This window comes from Sphingobacterium siyangense (assembly GCF_023277505.1).
GTDB classification, from domain to species: domain Bacteria; phylum Bacteroidota; class Bacteroidia; order Sphingobacteriales; family Sphingobacteriaceae; genus Sphingobacterium; species Sphingobacterium siyangense.
In genome coordinates, this window is the sequence record NZ_CP080574.1 from 68,267 (window position 1) to 90,280 (window position 22,014).

The 22,014-nt window shown below is 40.9% G+C and carries 16 protein-coding genes; 13 read left to right on the plus strand and 3 right to left on the minus strand.

All coding sequences use genetic code 11. The features are described 5' to 3' along the window. Positions 1-13: 13 nt before the first annotated feature. From K2F45_RS00350 to K2F45_RS00380, 7 genes are all read left to right on the plus strand, one after another. Positions 14-3,103, plus strand: a complete 3,090-nt coding sequence (locus K2F45_RS00350; RefSeq protein ID WP_248932769.1) for a SusC/RagA family TonB-linked outer membrane protein — start codon at positions 14-16, stop codon at positions 3,101-3,103. Positions 3,104-3,114: 11 nt separating this feature from the next. Next, positions 3,115-5,172 carry a RagB/SusD family nutrient uptake outer membrane protein gene (locus K2F45_RS00355; protein ID WP_248932770.1) on the plus strand — a complete coding sequence of 686 codons (2,058 nt, stop codon included), beginning with the start codon at positions 3,115-3,117 and terminating at the stop codon, positions 5,170-5,172. Positions 5,173-5,187: 15 nt separating this feature from the next. Then, positions 5,188-6,171, plus strand: coding sequence for a DUF4973 domain-containing protein (locus tag K2F45_RS00360; RefSeq protein WP_075990489.1), 984 nt, complete (start codon positions 5,188-5,190; stop codon positions 6,169-6,171). A 56-nt stretch (positions 6,172-6,227) separates the two neighbouring features. After that, positions 6,228-6,974 carry an aspartate/glutamate racemase family protein gene (locus tag K2F45_RS00365; protein ID WP_075990490.1) on the plus strand — a complete coding sequence of 249 codons (747 nt, stop codon included), beginning with the start codon at positions 6,228-6,230 and terminating at the stop codon, positions 6,972-6,974. Positions 6,975-7,072: 98 nt separating this feature from the next. Continuing rightward, positions 7,073-7,786, plus strand: a complete 714-nt coding sequence (locus K2F45_RS00370; RefSeq protein ID WP_075990491.1) for a pirin family protein — start codon at positions 7,073-7,075, stop codon at positions 7,784-7,786. Between the two features lie 85 nt (positions 7,787-7,871). Continuing rightward, the gene (locus tag K2F45_RS00375) at positions 7,872-8,516 is read left to right on the plus strand and encodes an MgtC/SapB family protein (RefSeq protein ID WP_248932771.1); all 645 of its coding nucleotides are present in this window, start codon (positions 7,872-7,874) and stop codon (positions 8,514-8,516) included. A 47-nt stretch (positions 8,517-8,563) separates the two neighbouring features. Beyond that, positions 8,564-8,716 (plus strand): hypothetical protein, encoded by a 153-nt coding sequence (locus K2F45_RS00380; protein ID WP_216640420.1) that lies wholly within the window; start codon positions 8,564-8,566, stop codon positions 8,714-8,716. 224 nt (positions 8,717-8,940) lie between these two features. Here the strand turns inward: K2F45_RS00380 and xseB are convergent, their stop codons facing one another. Then, positions 8,941-9,162: an exodeoxyribonuclease VII small subunit gene (gene xseB, locus K2F45_RS00385; protein ID WP_075990493.1), complete on the minus strand. Its 222-nt coding sequence runs from the start codon at positions 9,160-9,162 to the stop codon at positions 8,941-8,943. A 41-nt stretch (positions 9,163-9,203) separates the two neighbouring features. After that, entirely contained in the window at positions 9,204-10,490 is a 1,287-nt protein-coding gene (gene xseA / locus K2F45_RS00390; protein ID WP_075990494.1) for an exodeoxyribonuclease VII large subunit, read from the minus strand. A 196-nt stretch (positions 10,491-10,686) separates the two neighbouring features. Between xseA and K2F45_RS00395 the strand changes: the two genes are divergently transcribed. The 3 genes from K2F45_RS00395 to radA all read left to right on the plus strand — a co-directional run bounded on the left by K2F45_RS00395 (position 10,687) and on the right by radA (position 15,188). Then, a complete protein-coding gene (locus K2F45_RS00395) occupies positions 10,687-12,411 on the plus strand; it encodes a serine hydrolase domain-containing protein (RefSeq protein WP_075990495.1) in 1,725 nt (574 codons plus the stop codon). Then, complete coding sequence (locus K2F45_RS00400) at positions 12,408-13,568, plus strand: dipeptidase (RefSeq protein ID WP_075990496.1); 1,161 nt, start codon at positions 12,408-12,410, stop codon at positions 13,566-13,568. The genes K2F45_RS00395 and K2F45_RS00400 overlap by 4 nt, the downstream gene beginning before the upstream one ends. 234 nt (positions 13,569-13,802) lie before the next feature. Continuing rightward, the gene (gene radA / locus K2F45_RS00405; RefSeq protein WP_075990497.1) at positions 13,803-15,188 is read left to right on the plus strand and encodes a DNA repair protein RadA; all 1,386 of its coding nucleotides are present in this window, start codon (positions 13,803-13,805) and stop codon (positions 15,186-15,188) included. 152 nt (positions 15,189-15,340) lie between these two features. Here the strand turns inward: radA and K2F45_RS00410 are convergent, their stop codons facing one another. After that, complete coding sequence (locus K2F45_RS00410) at positions 15,341-16,024, minus strand: peroxiredoxin family protein (protein WP_075990498.1); 684 nt, start codon at positions 16,022-16,024, stop codon at positions 15,341-15,343. Between the two features lie 72 nt (positions 16,025-16,096). On the opposite strand from K2F45_RS00410, the gene K2F45_RS00415 reads away from it, so the two are divergent. The 3 genes from K2F45_RS00415 to K2F45_RS00425 all read left to right on the plus strand — a co-directional run bounded on the left by K2F45_RS00415 (position 16,097) and on the right by K2F45_RS00425 (position 21,967). After that, on the plus strand, positions 16,097-17,245 hold the full coding sequence (locus tag K2F45_RS00415; protein ID WP_075990499.1) for a methionine aminotransferase: 1,149 nt from the start codon (positions 16,097-16,099) through the stop codon (positions 17,243-17,245). A gap of 141 nt (positions 17,246-17,386) precedes the next feature. Further along, positions 17,387-19,315: a glucosamine-6-phosphate deaminase gene (gene nagB, locus K2F45_RS00420; RefSeq protein WP_075990500.1), complete on the plus strand. Its 1,929-nt coding sequence runs from the start codon at positions 17,387-17,389 to the stop codon at positions 19,313-19,315. Positions 19,316-19,477: 162 nt separating this feature from the next. Continuing rightward, positions 19,478-21,967, plus strand: a complete 2,490-nt coding sequence (locus K2F45_RS00425; RefSeq protein WP_248932772.1) for a TonB-dependent receptor — start codon at positions 19,478-19,480, stop codon at positions 21,965-21,967. Positions 21,968-22,014: the final 47 nt, after the last annotated feature.

Here is a 22,014-nt window from a genome sequence, read left to right on the forward strand (position 1 = left end):
AATAAAAAGAATTATGAAAAGATTATTACTGCTATGTACGCTACTGCTCACGGTAATTGGCCTAACCATGGCCCAAGAAAGCGTGGAGGTTATTGGCCTTGTGTCCGATGTTCAGAAGACACCTATGGTTGGTGTGAGCGTGTCGGTAAAAGATGCTCCGGGATGGGGCGTGGTAACCGATAATAATGGACGTTATAAAATCAAGGTTGATCGCTATAAAACCCTTATTTTTTCTTCTGTTGGCTATCAAAAAAAGGAGGTTTTGGTAAAAGATAATTTGACAGTCAACGTAACCCTGCTGGAAGCGGAAACGAGTGTTTTAGATGAGGTTGTTGTAACGGGTACAGGTACGCAAAAAAGACTCACCTTAACAGGAGCTGTAAGTACAGTAGATGTGGAGACCATGAAATCAAATCCTACATCCAGCATTACAAATGCTCTCGCCGGAAATGTCCCTGGGGTGATGGCTATGATGCAGTCTGGTCAACCAGGTAAGAACATTTCTGAATTTTGGATACGTGGGATCTCGACTTTTGGCGGTGGAACCGCTGCGCTGGTGCTGGTTGATAATATAGAACGGGATATCAATGATATCAACATCGAGGATATTGCTACCATTACTGTCCTCAAAGATGCAGCTGTAACGGCAATTTATGGTTCTAAAGGAGCTAATGGCGTTATTTTAATTACAACCAAACATGGTAAAGAGGGTAAAATTAGCATCAATATAAAAGATGAAAATATCTACAATACACGTACCATTACGCCTGAATTTGAGGACGGTGTAACCTATGCAAACTTGCTGAATGAAGCACGTGTTACCCGGAACAATGCGCCGGTCTATCAGCCTGAGGAGCTCGAAATCTTACGGTTGGGCTTAGACCCCGATCTTTATCCGAATGTGAACTGGAAAGACCTGTTGCTCAAAAAAGGAGCGATGACTTACCGTGCTAATTTAAATTTAAGTGGAGGTGGACCAACTGCCCGTTATTTTGTGTCAGGAAGCTATGTTGATGAGGGCGGGATGTATAAAACAGACGAAGCTTTACGCAAGGACTATAATACAAATGCAAATTTTAGACGTTGGAACTATCGTCTAAATACCGATATCGATATAACAAAATCGACTTTGCTTAAGGTTGGTGTGGCTGGAGATCTCAGTAAAAGGAATAGCCCTGGACTAGGTGATGATTTCTTTTGGGGAGTATTATTTGGATATTCCCCCATAAGAACCCCAATAATGTATTCTGATGGCCGGGTACCTGCAATTGGCGAAGGCAATATGACAAATCCATGGGTAGTGGCAACACAAACAGGTTTCAATGAGAACTGGACAAATAAAGTACAGACCAATATTACCCTCGAACAGAATTTCGATTTTATTACAAAAGGTCTTCGTTTTCGTGGAATTGTCGGCTACGACACGTTTAACGAAAATAACATACAGCGACGAAAATGGCCGGAGCAATGGCTCGCCGAACGCGCAAGAGATGAAAACGGCGAAATAGTTTATAGACATATATCAGACCCGAGAGAAATGTACCAATACAGTCTATCCAAAGGAGACCGGCGTGAATTCTACGATATGATGTTTAATTATGATCGAAATATTGGCGATCACCATATTGGAGGGGTCGCTAGATTTACACGTGACGCACTTGTCAAAACGGTCGATCTCGGAGATGATATTAAAAACGGCATCGCGATACGTAATCAAGGGTTGGCCGGCCGTGTGACCTACAATTGGAAATCACGTTATTTTGTGGATTTTAATTTCGGATATAATGGGTCTGAGAACTTTGCCATTGGTCAGCAGTATGGGTTTTTCCCTGCATTTTCAGGGGCTTGGAATGTTTCTGAGGAAACTTTTATCAAGGAAAATATGCCTTGGATGAACATGTTCAAGATTCGTTATTCTTGGGGTAAAGTGGGGAACGATCAGCTTAAAATTGGAAATGATCTGGAACGCTTTCCATATTTATATACAATTTCTGGTATTTCTAGTGTTTACAGATGGGGAGACTATGGTGTTGATCGGAATTATACGGGTTTAAGGTATAGTCAGGTTGCGTCACCTTATGTGACCTGGGAGATGGCTGTCAAGAAGAATCTGGGATTTGATCTCGCCCTCTTTAAGGATAAAGTTATCGCCAACTTGGATTTCTTTGATGAAAAACGGACCGGCATTTATATGGAGCGTAGGTATTTGCCAAGCTTGGTGGGATTGGAAAGTACACCAAGGGCAAATGTGGGAGCGGTTAAATCACGTGGTTTTGATGGACGTTTGGAGTACAAGGGAAAATTGGGCGAAGTTAATCTGACAGGACGAAGCAATATTACTTACAGTAAAAATGAAATTACGACGATCGATGAAGAAAATAATGTGTATGGTTATCAAAATCAAAAAGGCTACCGTGTAGATCAAGCTGTTGGATTGATCGCTTTGGGGCTTTTTAAAGACTATGATGACATTCGCAATAGTCCAAAACAAACCTTCGGAACCTACCAACCCGGCGATATTAAATACAAAGATGTAAATGGTGATGGTGTTATCGATGATGGCGACCGCGTTGCTGTCGGTGCAACTAGAAGACCTAATCTAATCTATGGTGTGGGGGCGTCAGCAAGCTGGAAAAATCTAGATATCAGTGTGCATTTTCAAGGTGCAGGCAAATCCACGTTCTTTACTTATGGCAAGACCGTATATGCCTTTAGCGAAGGAGAATGGGGCCAAGTAATGAAAGGTAGCATGGGCGATAATCGATGGATTTCAGCTGATATTTCTGGAAATCCAGCAACAGAAGATCTAAATGCTTCATATCCTCGCCTTAGTTATGGACCTAATCCGAATAATTTTCGGGAGTCTACCTTTTGGCTGCGTAACGGCCAATATCTTCGACTTAAAACGGTGGATATTGGTTATAGCTTGCCCAAACATCTGGCCAATCGTATCCGGGCAAATAGCATTCGATTTTTTGTCATTGGCAGCAATCTCGTAACCTGGTCAAAATTCAAATTATGGGATCCAGAACTGGCAAGCCCAAGGGGAGAAGATTATCCATTGCCAAAATCGTTCACTTTCGGTGTCAATGTTAACCTATAAAATTTAAAGAAATGAAAAATAAGAAATTATATATTGTATTCATGCTTCTGCTTGGCACAGGCGTCATTTCTTCTTGTACAAAGGATTATTTAAAGTCTGATCAATATTTCAAGGATCGCCTCACAACGGAGAAAGTCTTTAAAAGCAAGCTCTATTCGGAAGAATGGTTAGCAAATGTATTTTTAGAATTCAAAGGTGAAAATGCCGATGTGGCAAGTAAAGGGCTTACTCCGCATTGTTTTGCAGATGATATGTACTATGGTGATCGCGATAAAGATTATGATCCATCAAAAAATGAACTGTCCTACAACATGTTTAAGATGGGCCTCTATACGGAGAATGACAAACAGGGCACATGGGCGCAATGCTACCGTGGGATTCGGAATGCAACCACCTTTATTCAGAATATCTATATGAATACTGAAATGTCTGCTGCTGAAATTGCTGACTATCGCGGGCAGGCACGTTTTGCAAGAGCTTATTTCTACTGGCTTTTGCTTCGTAAATATGGCCCCATTCCAGTGCTGCCAGATGCGGGATTAGACTATACAGATAGTTATGATAATTTGGCGGTTCCACGTAATACATATGAAGAATGTGCCAATTATATCAGCACTGAAATGCTGCTGGCGGCAAAAGAAATGGAGGCTTTGGGTATGAAAAGAAGCCAAGATGGCTCCGCCCGTCCGAGTGTAGGTGCAGCTTTGGCAACGCGAGCTAAAGCCTTATTGTATGCAGCAAGCCCGCTGGCCAATGGTAATAATACAAGTATTGGGGCGAGGTTGATTGATAATAAAGGAAAACGTTTGCTGTCTGCGGAATATAACGAAGAGAAGTGGGCAAAAGCAGCGGCGGCAGCACGGGACGTAATGGAACTAGGGGTATATCAATTGTATTGGACAGGATTGCAAACAACAGGAAATGATGCTACAGTAGTACCACCAAAAGACAATAATTTTTCAGAAAAGAGCTGGCCCGATGGCTGGGCAAATATCGACCCGGCTAAATCTTATGCTCAGGTATTTGACGGTACGTTGCCAGCCTCTGGAAATCCTGAGTTAATCTTCACACGTGGTACCAATCAGGAGAACGAGGGGATTGATGCTATGGTTGCCCATCAGCTTCCGCGCTCGGCAACGGGATGGAACACACACGGGCTGACGCAAAAGCTTGTAGATGCTTACTATATGGATAATGGTTTGGATATACCGGGAATGGATAAAGAAATAGGTCGTGGAAATGGTTCAAATCGCTTGAGTGGCTATGTATCGCAAGAAGATTATGACAAGGGAAAATACAAGCCCTTGCGCCCGGGAGTCTCTTTACAGTATGCGAATCGCGAACCTCGTTTTTATGCTTCTGTTGCTTTCAATGGTAGTTTCTGGACGCTGTTGAATGAAACACAAGAGCGTAATCGGAACCAGCAGGTGTTCTATTATCGCGATAATGACAGGGGCAATGGGTTTAACTCGTCCAATGCTTATTGGCTTCGCACAGGTTTCGGTGTTAAAAAGTTTGTCCATCCCAATGATACTTATGAAGGGGGAAGTATGGCTCGTATCGTACCGAAAGCAGAGCCAGCAATTCGCTATGCGGATATTCTGCTCATGTATGCAGAAGCATTAAATGAGCTGGGTGGGTCCTACAGTATTCCATCTTGGCGAGGCGGTGTTTACACAATCAGCCGCGATATTGCAGAGATGAAAAAGGGGATACAGCCTGTACGGATTCGTGGTGGCGTGCCAGATTATAGTGCAAATGTATACAGTAGTAAAGTCGAGCTTAGAAAAACCTTGAAGCGCGAGCGCTTTATCGAGCTTATGGGAGAGGGCCAACGTTACTATGATTTGCGTCGTTGGATGGATGCTCCTGTTGAAGAGGCTTTACCCATCTATGGCTGTAATATTCTCATGAATCAAAAAGATCGGGATCTTTTTCATCAGCCAGTTGCGGTATGGGCTTTAAAAACCACTTTTGCCGACAAAATGTGGTTTTGGCCAATTAGTCATAGCGAACTTAAACGCAACAAAAACTTAACACAAAATCCGGGATGGACTTATAACGATTAACCAAATAGATGTTTTATGAACAAGTTATATATACAATTCATTCTATTGCTGATACCCTTCATTTTTGGAGCCTGCAATGATGAATGGAAGGAAGAACAATATGAACATTATATTTCTTTTAAGGCTCCTTTGGACAACAATGGAGTTTCCAATATTTATGTTCGCTATAAGGATGCTGCGAAGAGCACATTTTTACAGCCTTTGATTGTCAGTGGATCAACCAATAATGAATCAAATTTTGAGGTTCGAGTCGGAATTGATGCGGATACCTTAAATGTGCTGAATTTTGAACGATTTCAAAACCGAAAAGACTTTTATTACCAACAATTAAGCAGCAATTATTTTTCGTTTCCCGCGACAGTCAATATCAATTCGGGCGAAAACACGGGCTTACTGGCAATAGATTTCTCTTTGAAAGGCATTGATATGACTGAAAAATGGGTGTTGCCGCTGACGATTATGGATGATCCATCTGCAAACTATAAAGGACATCCTCGAAAGTATTACAAGAAAGCAATACTTCGGGTTAATCCATTCAACGATTATTCCGGCAATTATTCAGGTGCAGCTCTCTTAACTAGAATGGAGGGACAAGAAAATGAGACACCGGTCGTAAAAAGCGAAATCCGGAGTTATGTCGTCGATGAAAATACTGTTTTTTTCTATGCAGGAAATATTGACGAGGAAAGACAAGATAGGCGGAATTATAAGATATACGCAACCTTTACTAAGACGGGTACAGTGACTTTCCGTTCGGATAATCCTAATATTAAGTTTGTTGTGAACAAAGATGCAAGTTATACCATGTCAGAAGCAATGGATAAAGTACGGCCCTATTTGAAATGGCGTTGGCTTACAATCAATAATATCGATTATGAATTTACAGACTATACGATGATTCCCAATGTGCCAATCCGCTATAAAGTCGCAGGATCTCTCACTTTAGAACGAAAATTGAACACGCAGATACCTGACGAGGACCAAGCTATAGAATGGTAATTTCTACAAACCATTTGTAAGACTATTGGTTATATCTATGATATAAAAATAGTTTTATGATTGGAATAGTAGGTGGACTAGGCCCTTATGGCGGCTTGGATATTACGAAGAAAATTATAGATGAGACGGCGGCAAGATCCGATCAGGAACACTTGCCGCTCTTGTTATTCTCATGTCCAAATTTGATCTCTGACCGAACGGCGTATTTATTGGATAAATCCAATGTTAATCCCGGTAAGGCTATCGCTGCAATTTTAAGACAACTTGAAATGGCCGGAGCGACCATTGCGGCGATTCCGTCCAATACGGCACATGCAGAACCGATTTTTTCTGTTGTTCAAGATGAGATGGCCCGTGTGGGGAGCACGTTGAAGCTATTGCATATCGTCTATGAGACTGTCCGATTTGTAGACGAAAACTATCCCGACACGACAGTCGGGATTTTGTCTACCGCAGGAGAACAGATCTGCAGTTTATATCGGGAAGCATTTATTCGAAAAGGTTTCGTTGTTGTCGAGCCGGAAGGACCGCAGCAAGAGAAGGTAAATAATGCAATCTATGATGAAGATTATGGAATAAAGGCCCAACCCGTACCGATTGCCAATAAAGCAAGGGAAGATCTATTGTTGGTCATGGATGATCTGAAAAAGAAAGGAGCGCAGGTCATTATTTTGGGTTGTGCAGAGTTACCTTTGGCTATCCCTGAACGGGATTACAATGGGATGACTATCATAGACCCGAATAGAATTCTCGCGCGTGCACTTGTTCACGCGCTAGCTCCGGATAAATTAAAGCCACTGTAGTCCTCTCTTTTGACAAATTGTCAGATTTTGGGTTTATATTCCTGTTGGTATGGGTTTTGTCCTTGATAGTTAGAAGCTTATGCAGTAAGGAGGACAACATGCAAAAGATTATACATCGGGAAGGTGATCGTGGCCACGTCGATTTCGGCTGGCTGAAAAGTGCGCATTCATTCAGTTTTGGACAGTATCTTGATCCCGAAAGGATGAATTTTGGTGCCCTGAGGGTATTGAACGATGATCAGGTGGAAGGTGGTCAAGGTTTTGATCGGCATGGACACGACAATATGGAAATTGTTAGCATACCACTGGAGGGGGCACTGGCACATCAGGATAGTATGGGCAATGGCTGTACGATCCATACAGGAGATGTGCAGATTATGTCTGCAGGTACTGGTGTGCAGCACGCCGAGTTTAATAACGATCAGAAGAATCTTGTTAAATTTCTACAAATTTGGGTAATCCCCAACGAAATAGGGTTGGAGCCTAGATACAATCAGAAATCCTACCTTCAATTAGATCGGCACAATAAATTTGCAACGATTGTTTCACCGGATAAAATGGATAACAATGCTGTACACATACATCAGGATGCATATTTTAACTTGGCAGACATCGAGGCGGGTAAAAAGATAGAATATACTGTTCATTCGGAGCAAAATGGGCTTTATCTTTTTGTTTTGGAAGGAAAGATCGGCGTAGCAAATGAAACGCTATCAAGAAGGGATGCCATTGGTTTATACGAAACAGAAAAAATAGCGATTGAAGCTTACTATGATACATCATTACTGCTAATTGAAGTACCAATGTATTAGGTCGAAGAAAAGCTATTCTTTAATAGGGAGATCATTTGATAGATCTCCCTATTTTTCTTAAATTGGATGAAGAAGAAATAAACTCATGGATAGCCTATTACAACCTTTTGAATCGCGTGACGTTTTACATATCATCTTATCAGTCTTAATAGGTCTGCTGATTGGGATTGAACGTGAATATCGCAATAAATCCGCGGGTTTGAGGACGTTTATATTGGTGAGCTTTGGATCTTGTCTTTTTACTATTCTTTCATTAAAAATTGGATTGGCAAATCCAGATCGATTGGCGGCAAACATTATTACTGGTATCGGTTTCCTAGGAGCAGGCGTGATTTTCAAAGAAGACAATAAAGTAAGTGGTATAACGACCGCTACGACAATTTGGGCTGCAGCTTCTTTGGGTATGTGTGTTGGTGCTGGATATATATTTTTAGCGTTTATTGGTGTAGGCTTGGTTCTGATGATTTTAGCGCTGCTAACTTATTTGCAAACCTATATTGACAATTATCACAAGATAAAAGACTATGAACTGCAGACCTCATCTGAGGCAGATTTTGAACATACCGAGCAGTTAATCCGAAGCATGGGCTTTAAGGCAGTCATTGTCAGTCAACGCTATAACAAAGAAAGTTTGAATACAATTTGGCGATTGACGGGAAATGTGACCAAACATCGGGAGTTTGTAGAAACGGTACGCCGTGATAGGCAGGTCGTGGCTTATCAATATTAGCAAGCTTTAGGATGAGCTGAAATGTATTAGGAAATGATAGCTATATTATGAGTACAGTTAAAATTGAAAAAGGACAGGCTTTTTGGTTAGCGGATCCCCAGGAACATGACTTCCCCGCAGCTTGCGATTATTTGGAGCTTTTATTTGTTCCGGAAGAATGTAAGGCCTTTGTTGAAAACTTAGAGGAGCAACTACGATAAAAAAGAAATCCAAGGATATTTTGCGGGCTAGTGCACTTCCGCTGCTTCCTGATACCAATCGCCACGTCAAGGAAAATCTAAGAAAGATCAAGAAGAAGGAAAAGTTATCTCCAATTCTGTTGGTTCGGGCAAATGGGAAACTTATCATAGCAGATGGTTACCACCGCTTATGTGCCAGTTATTATTTTACCGAGGATCTTGATGTGTCTTGTCGTTTGGTTTAACTATTCGTCATCATCCGTTTCCTGAGCTGGGGATATTTTCTGTAATAAACTGTTTACCTCGTCCTCCGTCGCTGTTAACTTGGCTTTACAGACTTGAATGAGGTCAGAAGCCCTTTTGATTTTTCCCGCGAGCTCATCAATATTTGTTGTGCCATTTTCAATTTCCCTTACGATTGTTTGCAATTCGTTAAAGGCGTCTGTATAGGTATAATTCTGTTCCATTATGATATGCTTTCTTTAAAATTTGTGTACCGATGGCCAAATTAAGCCTGGTTCGCATCCAGACCTTCTTTCGGAGATTTATCCGTTACAGTACTGGTAAGTTCGCCATATTCGAGTATCGTCTGTATCACATCGCCCGGGGATACCTGTGTCACCGACTGCAGTAGTTTTCCGTTAACCTTAGTAATTGAAAAACCTTGTTTCAATAACCGAATTGGATCAGAGAGTTGAATAATTCGCTCGGTATGAGCCAAAGCCGTCTTGTGCTCGTAAAGCCGTAATTTTATCAAGGAGTTCAGCTCATGTTGAAATTGCTGAACAGCGGCTCTCGAGGTTTGAATTTCCCTTTTGCCAATCCATTGTATATGTGTTGCGAGCTGAGATAGTACATTGCGCTCTTCTTTAAATCGGGTAAGAATGAGTTGTTGTATACTTTCCGTTGCCTTATCAACTGGAATAGCAAAGTTATGAAACTTCTGAATCAGAAAATCGGCTAGCTCACTGGGAGTGATCGCGTTTTTATAGGCGACCATTTCGCTAACCGTGTAATTCGTCGAATGTCCAATGCCCGTCAATACAGGGATTGGGAAGATAGCGATAGCACGTGCCAATAAGTAGTTGTTATAACTGGAAAGCCCAACCTCACCACCTCCTCCACGTATGATGGCGACGATATCGTACTTGTCGATTTTTTCAGCAATAACTGCAAGCTGATTGATAATAGAAGGTACTGACTTGTCTCCTTGTAATAATGCCGGAAAGAGCGTGCATTCTATGCGGTAACCCCAAGGGTTTTGATTAATAATTTTGTAAAAATCAGAAAGTCCCTTACTTGTTTCTACTGAAATAATCGCCAATCTTTTGGGAACCACCGGAAAGCCCAATAATTTATTGGACTCATATATGCCCTCTGCTTTCAGCTTTCGAATACTGTCTAACTTCTCCTTTTCAAGTTCACCTAAGGTAAAAGTCGGATCAATATCAACAATGCGCAAACTTAATCCGTACATGGGATCATAGGAAATACTTGCCTGAAATAACATCGTGATCCCTTCTCGCAAAGGTTCTTGGGCGACTTTAAGAAAATTGTTGTTGATACGATTGTAATCAGCTTTCCATAAGATGGACCGAATTTCAGCGACAATTTTACCATCCTGTTTCTCAACCAGTTCAGGATAACAGTGGCCAGAATGCGTATAATGATTGAGCTTGTTCATTTCGGCTTTGATCCAGTACAAACTCTTATACCGCTCCGCAAGTGTCTTTTGGATACTGCGGCTGACTTCCAGCAAGGAAAATATTGTTTTATCTTGAATCAATTCTGGCATTAGTCAAACTTACAGAAAAAACCTTCATGATGCAATCCGGGGATGGTTGAATCTGCTATGACCAAAGGGAGACAGTATTTATTAACCCCGATAGTCAAGTCGAGTAACAAAATTGATTTTTTTTCGAGCGAGTATATTCCTTCGTTATTTAATTCGTATTTTTATTTGATAGAACCTAAAAAACGATAAAAGCAGAATGAAAAAACGATTTTTTGGGGCTTTATTTGCAGGTTTGTTCTGTATTAGCCCCCTGTTTGCTCAATATAAGTCTACAATTAAGAACGAAACGATACTGTTTAATAACCTCGATCAGTTGCTGCCTTTAGAAAACCTGGATCAACTTCGTATTGCAGTTGTCGTTCCTAACGCTGCAAAATATGCGATGTTCACAGAACAGTTGGCCCGCTATGCAAACATCAAAATTTTTGATTTTAATAAATTTGATGAGGACATCAAATATTATAACACCGTTATTGTTGCTGGAAAGGAAGATGACTTAGATGCAGCTTGTCTAGCACAGTTGAAGCAGGCCGTATTAAACAATAAAAAAGTTATCCTTTGTCATTTTTTTGAAAATGAAAAGAGCAAAAAGAGTTTATCGGAGTATCCTCAGTCTGATTTGATCGAATTGCTTGCTCCTTTTTCAGAGATTGGACAGCGTCAGATGGCAATGTCTATTTTTGGTGGGATTCCTATAACCGCCGGTCATGTCAAAACCACACAGACAAGGCTGCAATATGGCGCTGCATCAAGTTCTAATCTGAACCTGACCAAATTGACGAAGAAAATTGATGCCATTGCACAAGAAGCCATCGATAAGCAAGCAACACCGGGAGCTGTTGTCATGATCGTGAAAGACGGGCAAGTACTCTTGGAGAAATCTTATGGATTTCACACATATTCCAAAGATATTCCCACAAAAACAACTGATATTTTTGATCTCGCATCTGTCAGTAAGATTGCTGGTACTACTCCTGTGATTATGCGTCTTACCGAGCGGAATATTATTAATTTGGATAGTACCATGGGACATTACCTATGGCAGGCAAAGTATACCAATAAAAAGGATATCAAGCTTCGTTCCGTCATGTTGCATGAAGCAGGATTTACACCTTTTATTCCCTTCTATAAATATCTGAAAGTTGGAGACGTTGTTTCGGTCCGCGATGATAACCATCAAGTAAAAATGGCCGACAATAGCTATATCCTCAATAATTATTACCGCGATGTTATGTGGCCCGAGATGCTAAAATCACCTGTAAAACCCACTGGAAATTATGTGTATAGTGATATCAGTATGTACGTGATGAAGGAAGTTGCAGAACATCAGACCGCTGAACCGCTGCAAGATTATGTGCAGGAGAACTTTTACAGGCCATTGGGGATGACGCGTGCGGGTTACCTTCCCCGAGAGCGTTTTGAAAAGAATGAAATCGTTCCTACCGAGCAGGATACCTCCTTTCGGAAAACATTACTAGAAGGCTATGTACACGATCAGGGTGCGGCAATGGCTGGCGGTATTGCCGGGCATGCCGGATTATTTGCTACAGCAAATGATTTGGCAATTTATGGTCAACTGTTATTGAATAGAGGAGAGTACGGGGGGGAGCGCTACTTTAAAACCGAAACAATAGATTTATTTACCTCCAGGCAATCGACAAGCAGTCGTCGGGGCTTAGGTTTTGACCGTTGGGATCCAAACCCAAAAAATGAATATCCATCTAAGTTAGCAAATAGCTCTGTATTTGGACATACTGGCTATACAGGGACATGTATCTGGATTGATCCACAAAATCAACTGATCTATATCTTTTTGTCTAATCGCGTACATCCTCAGGTGAGTACTAGGCTGTTGGATCTAAATATCAGAAGCAGGATTCAGGACGCTATTTATGAAACGATCAATGAAAGTCAAAAATGATAAAAGGCCCACTATTACTTGGACTAGCAATGACGACACTCAACAATGTTGGATATAGTCAAGACTATAAACAGATACACCAAGATTTGGTGGTCGTCGACGGACACAATGATGTGATTTACGAATCCATTTTCCAGGGGAAAAATATTGGTCAGCGAATAAGTACGGGAGCTACTGATTTACCGCGACTGCGGGAGGGAGGTGTCGATGTGCAGGTATTTGCTGTGTGGTCCGATGATGCGAAGTGGAAATCCGGGGCATTTAAGCACGCAAATGACCAGATAGATGCATTGGAAAAGATAATTGCGGCGAACACCGATAAAATAAGTTTGGCAAAATCTTCACGTGATATCGATTCGATCTTAAAAACGGGAAAAATAGTCGCTTTGATTGGGGTTGAAGGCGGAAATATGATTGAGGGAAGTGTTGATCATTTAATGCGACTCTATGAGCGTGGTGCCAAATACCTCACTTTGACCTGGAACTACAATTTGTCCTGGGCGAGTTGTGCAGCTATGGAGTCAGGTCGTATGGATCCCAAGGATAAAGGGTTGACGGCAAAAGGTCGAGCAATTATTCGGAAGATGAACAAATTAGGGATGATGGTTGATCTGTCGCATGGAGGAGAGCAGACTTTCTATGATGTGCTGGCGATAACGACCAAACCGATCTTGGTGTCCCATAGCAACGCCTATGAATTATGTCCACATTTCCGCAATCTGAAAGATGCACAATTGGAAGCTTTGAAAAAAAATGGGGGCGTTGTTGGTGTCAATTTTTATTCAGGTTTTTTGGATCCGGCCTATGAAACAAGGCTTAAGGATTTGTATGTGGGTAAATTTGGTGATAAGGGGGATACAAAATTGAGTACTTGGTCTATGTATGAAAAGTTGCCAAAAGAACTTCAACGGCAAGCCGATGCTCCACTGTCGAAATTATTGGATCATATCGACTATTTGGTCAAAAAAGTGGGTATTGATCATGTTGCTGTAGGCTCGGACTTCGATGGCATAGAATCCTCACCCCAAGGTCTGGAAGATGTTTCTAAATTTCCACTACTGACCAAAGCGCTGTTGGAGAGAGGTTATACAAAGACAGATGTTGCGAAGATCATGGGACAAAATTTTTTGCGGATCTTAAAAGAAAATGAAGAATAAACACTTCGGTTTTTTTAAGGTTTGTGAGTAAGGTTCCAGTATACACGCAGCATTGTTGACGGATTGTTAAAATAGTGATGTGGTATATAGTAATATACTGTATATTGACTTAAGCCGCCATAGGAGTAGCATTATGGAAAGGCTGATCAGTCCGTGCATAATATCCTGGGTAATATTATATGTATGGGGCATGATATTACGCTTTTAACAGCTATAAATTTGTAATTTCGTAGCATGGCAAAATCAAAATCAGCATACTTCTGTCAAAACTGTGGCTACGAATCTCCCAAATGGATGGGACAATGCCCTTCTTGCAAGCAATGGAATAGTTTTGTTGAGGAAGTCGTCGAAAAGACGAGTTCAAAAGTGCCCGAATGGCGTAGTTCTACCACAGGCGGAAGCACGAAAAGAGCGAATAAAGCTGCAATCATTCACGAGATTGTCTATCAGGATGAATTACGGATATTGACTCCTGATCAGGAATTTAACCGGGTTCTTGGTGGTGGTATCGTTCCGGGTTCATTGGTACTTATCGGAGGCGAACCCGGTATTGGGAAGTCTACGTTGATGTTACAGCTCGCTTTATCGATCCCACAAGTCAAGACACTTTATATTTCTGGGGAAGAAAGCGAACAGCAAATTAAGATGCGGGCAGAGCGATTGTCACAATCTTCTAAAGCAAATTGTTATATCCTTACCGAGACATCGACTCAAAATATTTTCAAGCAGATCGAGACGGTACAGCCTAATGTCATTGTCATAGATTCTATACAGACTTTACATTCCGCACAAATTGAATCGGCACCAGGGTCGGTTTCTCAGGTACGCGAGTGTACCGCAGAACTGCTGCGGTTTGCAAAGGAAACCAGTACACCGGTTTTTATTGTAGGGCATATTACCAAGGACGGGTCTATTGCAGGTCCCAAGGTTTTAGAACATATGGTGGATACAGTGCTTCAATTCGAAGGGGATCGTCATCATGTATACCGAATTTTACGGGCCGTAAAGAATCGTTTTGGATCTGCTTCAGAACTGGGTATTTATGAAATGCAGGGGTCGGGGCTTAGGGAAGTGTCAAATCCTTCGGAGATTATGATTTCCCAGCGCGATGAACCTGTTAGTGGCGTTTCCATTGCGGCGATGCTCGAAGGAGTGCGGCCTATGATGATTGAAGTACAGGCACTGGTGAGTAATTCGGCGTTTGGAAATGCACAGCGCTCTTCTACAGGTTACGATACGAAGCGATTAAATATGCTGCTGGCTGTTTTGGAGAAACGCTTTGGCTTTAGGTTAAGTGCACAGGATGTATTTTTGAATATTGCCGGTGGGTTGCGTGTTGAAGATCCTGCGATCGATTTGGCTGTTGTTGTTGCAATTATTTCTTCACAACAAGATATCGCGATTCGATCCAATCTGACTTTTGCCGGTGAGGTTGGTTTATCGGGTGAGATAAGGGCCGTAAATCGCATTGAACAGCGTATACAGGAGGCCGAGAAATTGGGCTTCGATGGTATTTTTATTTCTAAATTCAATACCAAAGGATTGGATGCTAAAAAATATAATATTGCCATTCGTCCGGTTGCCAAATTGGAGGACATCTTCAGTGCTTTGTTTGGCTAAGCGAGAAAAAGGGGTAATCAATCGTTTAATATCGTAATTTACTGGGATCATCTTAAAATAGATTTTTTCAGAAAAATGGCCTTCTTCAAAGAATAAAATAAAAAGACCATGCTTTTACTAAAACATGGTCTTTTTTATGGATCGTCTATAGTTTACTTTTTCAAGACTTCTTTCAATTTTGCGCGTAAAGCATCACCATGTAAATTCTTGGCGACGATTTTCCCATTGGGATCGATCAGTACATTCTGAGGAATAGATTTTACGCCGTATAATGTTCCGACATCATTTTGCCAACGTTTGAGATCCGAAACATGACGCCAGTGCAATTTATCTGCATGGATGGCTTTAATCCAAGAATTGCGATCCTTATCAAAGGATATACCCAATATTTCAAAGTTTTCACCTTTAAATTGTTGGTATGTTTTTACAAGATCTGGGCTTTCGACACGGCAATCCGGACACCAAGATGCCCAGAAATCAAGGAGAACATACTTTCCTTTAAAGTCCGAAAGCTTTACAGGGTTACCAGTAGTATCATTTTGCGTAAACGCGGGAGCTATTTTTCCAATTTGAACCGTTTCCAATGTATTTAAGTAGTCTTGGAACTCTTTTCCTTCACTTGAATTCTTGACATTTTTACTCAAGGTATTATAAAGCGCTTGAAGCTCAGGGTATACAGGGTCATAACCGCCGACTCTACGCAAGTCAACCAATGTCGAGATTGAATCCGGAGCGGCCTTAACGCGTGCAATATACTCCTCTTTGGTAAGTTCTTTTTTTTGTGCAGAACCAAAGAACGGCAGAACTAAAAAAAGTAGTGTGATGTATTTTATCATGTTATTATTCTTATATATATTTACAAATATAAGAAAATCCACTAATTTAGTAGATTAATAAAATGTCAAAAAATGAACTTCAACCTAACTTCTAAACTTCCACATGTCGGCACGACGATCTTTACCAAAATGACGATGCTCGCCAATGAACAACAAGCCTTAAATCTGTCGCAAGGTTTTCCTGACTTTGAGACCGATCCGAAGTTGGTTCAATTGGTGTCTAAGGCAATGGAACAGGGGCATAACCAATATGCGCCAATGATTGGGGCACAGGCATTACGTGATATTATCGCAAAAAAATATCGTGAAGTTTATGACGTGGCGGTTGATGCAACGGCAGAGCTTACTGTGACATCTGGTGGTACACAGGCAATTTTTACAGCTATTGCCACTGTTGTTAGGCCACAAGATGAGGTTATTATCTTTGAACCGGCATACGATTGTTATGCGCCGACGATCGAATTGTTCGGTGGTAAAGTTGTTCCCGTGCGATTATTGGCTCCTGATTTTCAGATTGACTGGGATTACGTAGCTACGTTAATTAATTCCAAAACCCGTTTAATCATCATCAATAATCCGAATAATCCAACAGGCAAAGTACTCGGTAGAGAAGAATTGATTAAACTTGGGGATTTGTTATCAGGTACCAATGCGTTGTTGCTGAGCGATGAGGTATACGAGCATATCGTATTCGATGGTGCTTCCCCACAATCGGTGCTGGAAATCCCGACTTTGCGCGAGCGAAGCTTTGTAATTGCTTCCTTTGGAAAATTATTGCATACAACGGGTTGGAAAATTGGTTATTGCATTGCCCCGCCGCAATTAACTCAAGAATTTAGAAAAGTGCATCAATTCAATGTGTTTAGTGTAAATACGCCCATGCAATTCGCTATCGCAGCATATCTAGAGGATATAAGCTATGTCAAAGGCCTATCGGACTTTTTTGAGCGGAAAAGGAATTTGTTGAAGGACGGATTAAGGGGATCCCGGTTTAAGATTCTTCCTTGTGAAGGAACTTATTTCCTTAATATAGATTATACTGCTATCAGTCAGGAGAAAGAATTTGAGTTTGCATGTTCGTTAACTAGACAACATAAAATTGCAACAATCCCACTTTCGGCATTCTATAAAGAAGCTACAAATCAACAAGTTTTGCGGGTCTGTTTCGCTAAAAAGGATGAAACACTAGTAAAAGCAGTCGAGATTTTGAATAAGGTATAACCCTATTATTGAGCTAACAGAATAGCTAAAAGGTTTTATTTAAAATATCGCTAAGAAAGAACCACTTTATTAAAATTTTACTTCAACTTGAGGTACTAATTTTATAAATTTGTAATTCACGTTTATCAACATACCCATAAAATGGCTAGATTAAATTTATTGGAAGAAACGCGCTTCGAAAAAGTCCCTGTGAGCGTCTATCCAGATCAAAATTCAGCTTCGAAAAACGTTGCAAATCGTATTGCTGAAATTATTCGTGCAAAGCAAGAGAAAGGTGAGAAAGCTGTTCTGGGCCTTGCCACTGGTGCCACACCGGTAAAAGTCTATCAAGAATTGATTCGTTTGCATAAAGAAGAAGGTTTAAGCTTTAAGAACGTGATTACCTTCAATCTTGACGAATACTACCCGATGCAACCTGATGCTGATCAGAGCTATGTGACCTTTATGAACAAAAACTTGTTCGACCACGTAGATATTGATGCGGCCAATGTAAATATTCCAGATGGTACCTTAGCTCCTGACCAAGTAAATGCATTCTGCGAGGCGTACGAACAGAAGATTACGGCAGCAGGAGGTTTAGATATTCAATTATTAGGTATTGGCCGTACAGGCCATATCGGATTCAATGAACCAGGTTCTGCACCTAACTCAGGTACACGTGTGGTAACGTTGGACGATTTAACTCGTCGCGATGCTTCCCGTGCTTTTGGTGGAAAAGAAAATGTACCAACAAAAGCGATTACCATGGGTGTAGGTACAATTTTCAAAGCGAGAGAGATCATTTTGATGGCTTGGAGCGAAACAAAGGCTGAGATCATTAAAAAAGCAGTTGAAGGTGAAATCTCCTCAGAGATTCCTGCAACTTATCTACAATTATCGGATAACGTTGAATTTATTCTTGATGAAGCTGCTGCTTCATTGTTGACACGTTTTGATCTTCCTTGGTTGGCAGAAGATGTTACTTGGACGCCTTCGTTAATTAAAAAAGCAGTTGTTTGGTTAGCTTTAGAGATCAAAAAACCAATCCTGAAACTTACCGACGAGGATTATAATGCACACGGAATGGCGAAGTTGGTTACAGAAACCGGTCCGGCATATAATATCAACATCCGTATATTCAACGAACTTCAACATACGATCACGGGATGGCCGGGAGGTAAACCCAATGTTGACGATTCACAACGTCCTGAGCGTGCCAATCCAGCGAAGAAAAATGTAATTGTATTTTCTCCACACCCGGATGATGATGTCATCTCGATGGGGGGTACATTTATTCGTCTGGCAGACCAAGGACACAATGTCCATGTTGCTTACCAAACTTGTGGTAATACAGCTGTTTGGGATGATGATGTGGTACGTTATCTGGAGTTTGCTGAAGATTTAGCAAAACAAATTGGGGCAGAGGCGGAAGCTTCTCAGATCGGTCGAATTTATGATGAGGAAAGAGCAATTTTTGCGACAAAAAAACCAAATCAGATCGATACTGAACTTGTCCGTAAAATCAAAGCATTGATCCGTAAGGGTGAGGCGATCGCAGGAGCTCGTTTAGTTGGTTTGCCAGATGAAAATATCCATTTCCAGGATCTGCCTTTCTATGATAGACAAAAGTTTTCAAAAAATGTATCTTTTGAAGATGATATTCAACAAACAATGGAATTGTTGCGTCAGGTAAAACCACATCAGGTATTTGCTGCAGGTGACTTTGCTGACCCACACGGTACGCATAAAGTATGTTTCGATATCTTGTTTGAAGCATTGAGCAGATTGAGCAAAACAGATGAATGGACCAAAGATTGTTGGTTATGGTTATACAGAGGTGCATGGCATGAATACCCAATCCACGAGATCCAAATGGCCGTTCCATTATCTCCACAAGAAGTTTATCGTAAACGTTTAGCGATCTTCAAACACCAATCTCAAAAAGATTTACCTGTATTCCCTGGAGATGATCCACGTGAATTCTGGGTACGTGCTGAAGACCGTACAAGCGAAACCGCAGCTTTATATGACCAATTAGGTCTTGCAAATTATGAAGCTATTGAAGCGTTCGTAAGATGGAAATTTGACTAAAATACCTGTCTGACTATAAAATAACTGTCTGACGACATAAAAAAGTCCTGAGCCTGAGGTGGTTCAGGACTTTTTTGTTTTTAATCATTCTAAATAGGTTATTTTTTATACCTTTGCGCTATTATTTAGAATAATTAAAAATAATTACCCAAAATTATTAACATGGACAAACACTTACTAGCTCTCGCTTCTACATTTTTAATCGGAGGTGCAGTATATGGTCAAACCTCGGGAATCGTCAAAGGTAAAGTCGTCGATACACAAAATAATCCCTTAAGTTCAGTAACCGTTTCAATCGGAGATAAAAAGGTCCGTACAGACTATAGAGGTCATTTTAGACTGCATGGCGTCGACCAAAATACGGTGATTAAATTCACTTATATGGGCTACCAGACAACCGTTATCGATTATGTTTTTAGCACGAAGAGCCCTGAAGTGGTTATTGATCCAATTACCCTGGTGAGCAATGAGCAGGCAATTGATGAGGTAGAAGTGTTTGGTGAACGCAACAAAAAGCCAAAAGGCTTGGAAATGATCACACGTATGCCATTAAAACCTTCGGATCAAATTCAGAGTATTTCTGTCATATCCAATAAGGTAATTCAAGATCAGGGTATTCTTACGTTGACGGACGCTGTAAGAAATATTCCGGGTGTAACCTTGTTTGGTTCTTATGGCGGTGTTAAAGAATCTTTGTCAACACGTGGTTTCAGAGGGGTACCTGTATTGAAGAACGGTGTGCGGATGGACTCTCAATTTCAGACTGCATCTGGAGTCGTTGATATGCAAGGTGTGGAGTCTATTCAAATGATTAAAGGGTCTGCTGCGGTTACACAGGGCGTTATTACTGATATTGGTAATGCTGGTGGGGTAATTAATGTGGTCACTAAAACTCCTAATTTCACGAATTCTGGAGAGATTGGTGTCCGTGCAGGAAGCTGGGGGCAATTCCGCCCAACCTTTGATTTCCAAACGGTACTAGATAAGAAAGAGACCGTTGCTTTTCGAATGGATGGCGCTTATGAACGTAGCGATAGCTACCGCAAAAGTGTATCCTCCAACCGTGTTTATCTAAATCCATCCTTAGCTTGGAAACCAACGGATAAGACGACAATTACTTTGGAGGGTGATTATTTTAACGATAATCGCACGCCGGTTAATTCCGCAGTCAATTTAAATCCTTCGCAAGGGGTGAATGCGCTATATGTTATCCCGAACAATAAGTTTTTGGGCTTCAATTCCGATAATAATAATACAGAGATGAAGAGCTTTATGGCCCAGATAAATCATGAATTGACCGATCGCTGGAGCATCAGAGCTTCTATTGCAACTTCATCTTACCAGGTTGATAACCAATCGTCTTCTTCCTCATTGATTAAAGACGATGCAAAACAATATAATACATTCTCGCGCTCAATGAGCAAAAACCTGCGCGATGACAAGAATAAAACTTTTCAGTTTGACTTGATTGGAAAAGATCTTTATACGGGTAAAGTAAAACATTTGGTTCAAGCTGGGGTGGACTATCGTATTGCTGATGCGACAACAACTTCTTTTGCAGGAAAATTAAGTCCACTGGAGAAAAATGTTCTTTTGAAAAAAGCGGATCAAAATAGTAATGTAATTGATATTATTGATATTCACGGCGATTGGGTAAATGATCTATCCGAGGTTGTCTACGTCGATTCTTTGGGAAACCAGCGAAAAGGAAAGCAAATCGCCTACACAGCAGGAACGCCTGTGCGAAGTTATTATTCTTCTATCGGATTTATGGGGCAGGACGTTATTGAATTTAATAAATACATTAAGGCTGTATTAGGTTTACGTTATTCCGAAATTACAACAAAAGATTTCACATCAAACGGTAATAAAAGGGAGTCTGCATGGAATCCAATGGCGGGGGTGATTGTTACGCCATTTGAGAATTTTAATGTATTTGGGTCTTATACAAACTCAACGAATTTAAGGAATGCTGCGAATCCATTAACCGATGGTACAGCAGCAGGTGCTTCTAAAACCGAACAATTTGAGGGGGGAATTAAATCCGATTGGCTGAATAATCGGTTACGTTTCAATTTAACCTATTTCCATATCTATACCTCTAACTTGACCAATGCGGAGTATAAGGCCGGAACCAATGATCCTACAGGATTATACTTTAAGGCAGGGGATCTGGTACGCGATGGAATTGAGGCTGAGTTGAACGGTCGTGTATTGGAAAATTTAACAGTGATGTTGGGCTATGCCTATTTAGATGCGCGATATAAAAATTCACCTTCTTATATGGATGGATCGGCACCGATGAATGCGCCAAAACATACGGCAAATGCATGGATACAATATGTATTTGATCAAGGAGCTCTTCGGAACCTGAGTTTAAGTGCGGGCATTTATTATGTTGGAGACCGACCTGTCAATGAATATAGCTTAACGCCAAATGGACATGGCGAATATTATGGTACAGAACCTTTCAATATGCCAGCTTATACCACATTAAATGCACAGGTGGGATACAAATGGCGCAAATTTGATGCGAAAGTATTTGTAAATAATATCACCAATGAGATTGGATTGAATTCATACTTCCGAGGTGGTTTTATTAATCAGATCGATCCAAGAAATGCTGCTGTTGCATTGAGTTATAAGTTTTAAGGATACAACATCGATATAAAATAGAAGGGCTGTCCAAAGAAGTTTGG

Coding starts and splice junctions, on each gene's coding strand:
- K2F45_RS00350 (WP_248932769.1), top strand. CDS start 14: ATGAAAAGATTATTACTGCTATGTACGCTACTGCTCACGGTAATTGGC.
- K2F45_RS00355 (WP_248932770.1), top strand. CDS start 3,115: ATGAAAAATAAGAAATTATATATTGTATTCATGCTTCTGCTTGGCACA.
- K2F45_RS00360 (WP_075990489.1), top strand. CDS start 5,188: ATGAACAAGTTATATATACAATTCATTCTATTGCTGATACCCTTCATT.
- K2F45_RS00365 (WP_075990490.1), top strand. CDS start 6,228: ATGATTGGAATAGTAGGTGGACTAGGCCCTTATGGCGGCTTGGATATT.
- K2F45_RS00370 (WP_075990491.1), top strand. CDS start 7,073: ATGCAAAAGATTATACATCGGGAAGGTGATCGTGGCCACGTCGATTTC.
- K2F45_RS00375 (WP_248932771.1), top strand. CDS start 7,872: ATGGATAGCCTATTACAACCTTTTGAATCGCGTGACGTTTTACATATC.
- K2F45_RS00380 (WP_216640420.1), top strand. CDS start 8,564: ATGAGTACAGTTAAAATTGAAAAAGGACAGGCTTTTTGGTTAGCGGAT.
- xseB (WP_075990493.1), bottom strand. CDS start 9,162: ATGGAACAGAATTATACCTATACAGACGCCTTTAACGAATTGCAAACA.
- xseA (WP_075990494.1), bottom strand. CDS start 10,490: ATGCCAGAATTGATTCAAGATAAAACAATATTTTCCTTGCTGGAAGTC.
- K2F45_RS00395 (WP_075990495.1), top strand. CDS start 10,687: ATGAAAAAACGATTTTTTGGGGCTTTATTTGCAGGTTTGTTCTGTATT.
- K2F45_RS00400 (WP_075990496.1), top strand. CDS start 12,408: ATGATAAAAGGCCCACTATTACTTGGACTAGCAATGACGACACTCAAC.
- radA (WP_075990497.1), top strand. CDS start 13,803: ATGGCAAAATCAAAATCAGCATACTTCTGTCAAAACTGTGGCTACGAA.
- K2F45_RS00410 (WP_075990498.1), bottom strand. CDS start 16,024: ATGATAAAATACATCACACTACTTTTTTTAGTTCTGCCGTTCTTTGGT.
- K2F45_RS00415 (WP_075990499.1), top strand. CDS start 16,097: ATGAACTTCAACCTAACTTCTAAACTTCCACATGTCGGCACGACGATC.
- nagB (WP_075990500.1), top strand. CDS start 17,387: ATGGCTAGATTAAATTTATTGGAAGAAACGCGCTTCGAAAAAGTCCCT.
- K2F45_RS00425 (WP_248932772.1), top strand. CDS start 19,478: ATGGACAAACACTTACTAGCTCTCGCTTCTACATTTTTAATCGGAGGT.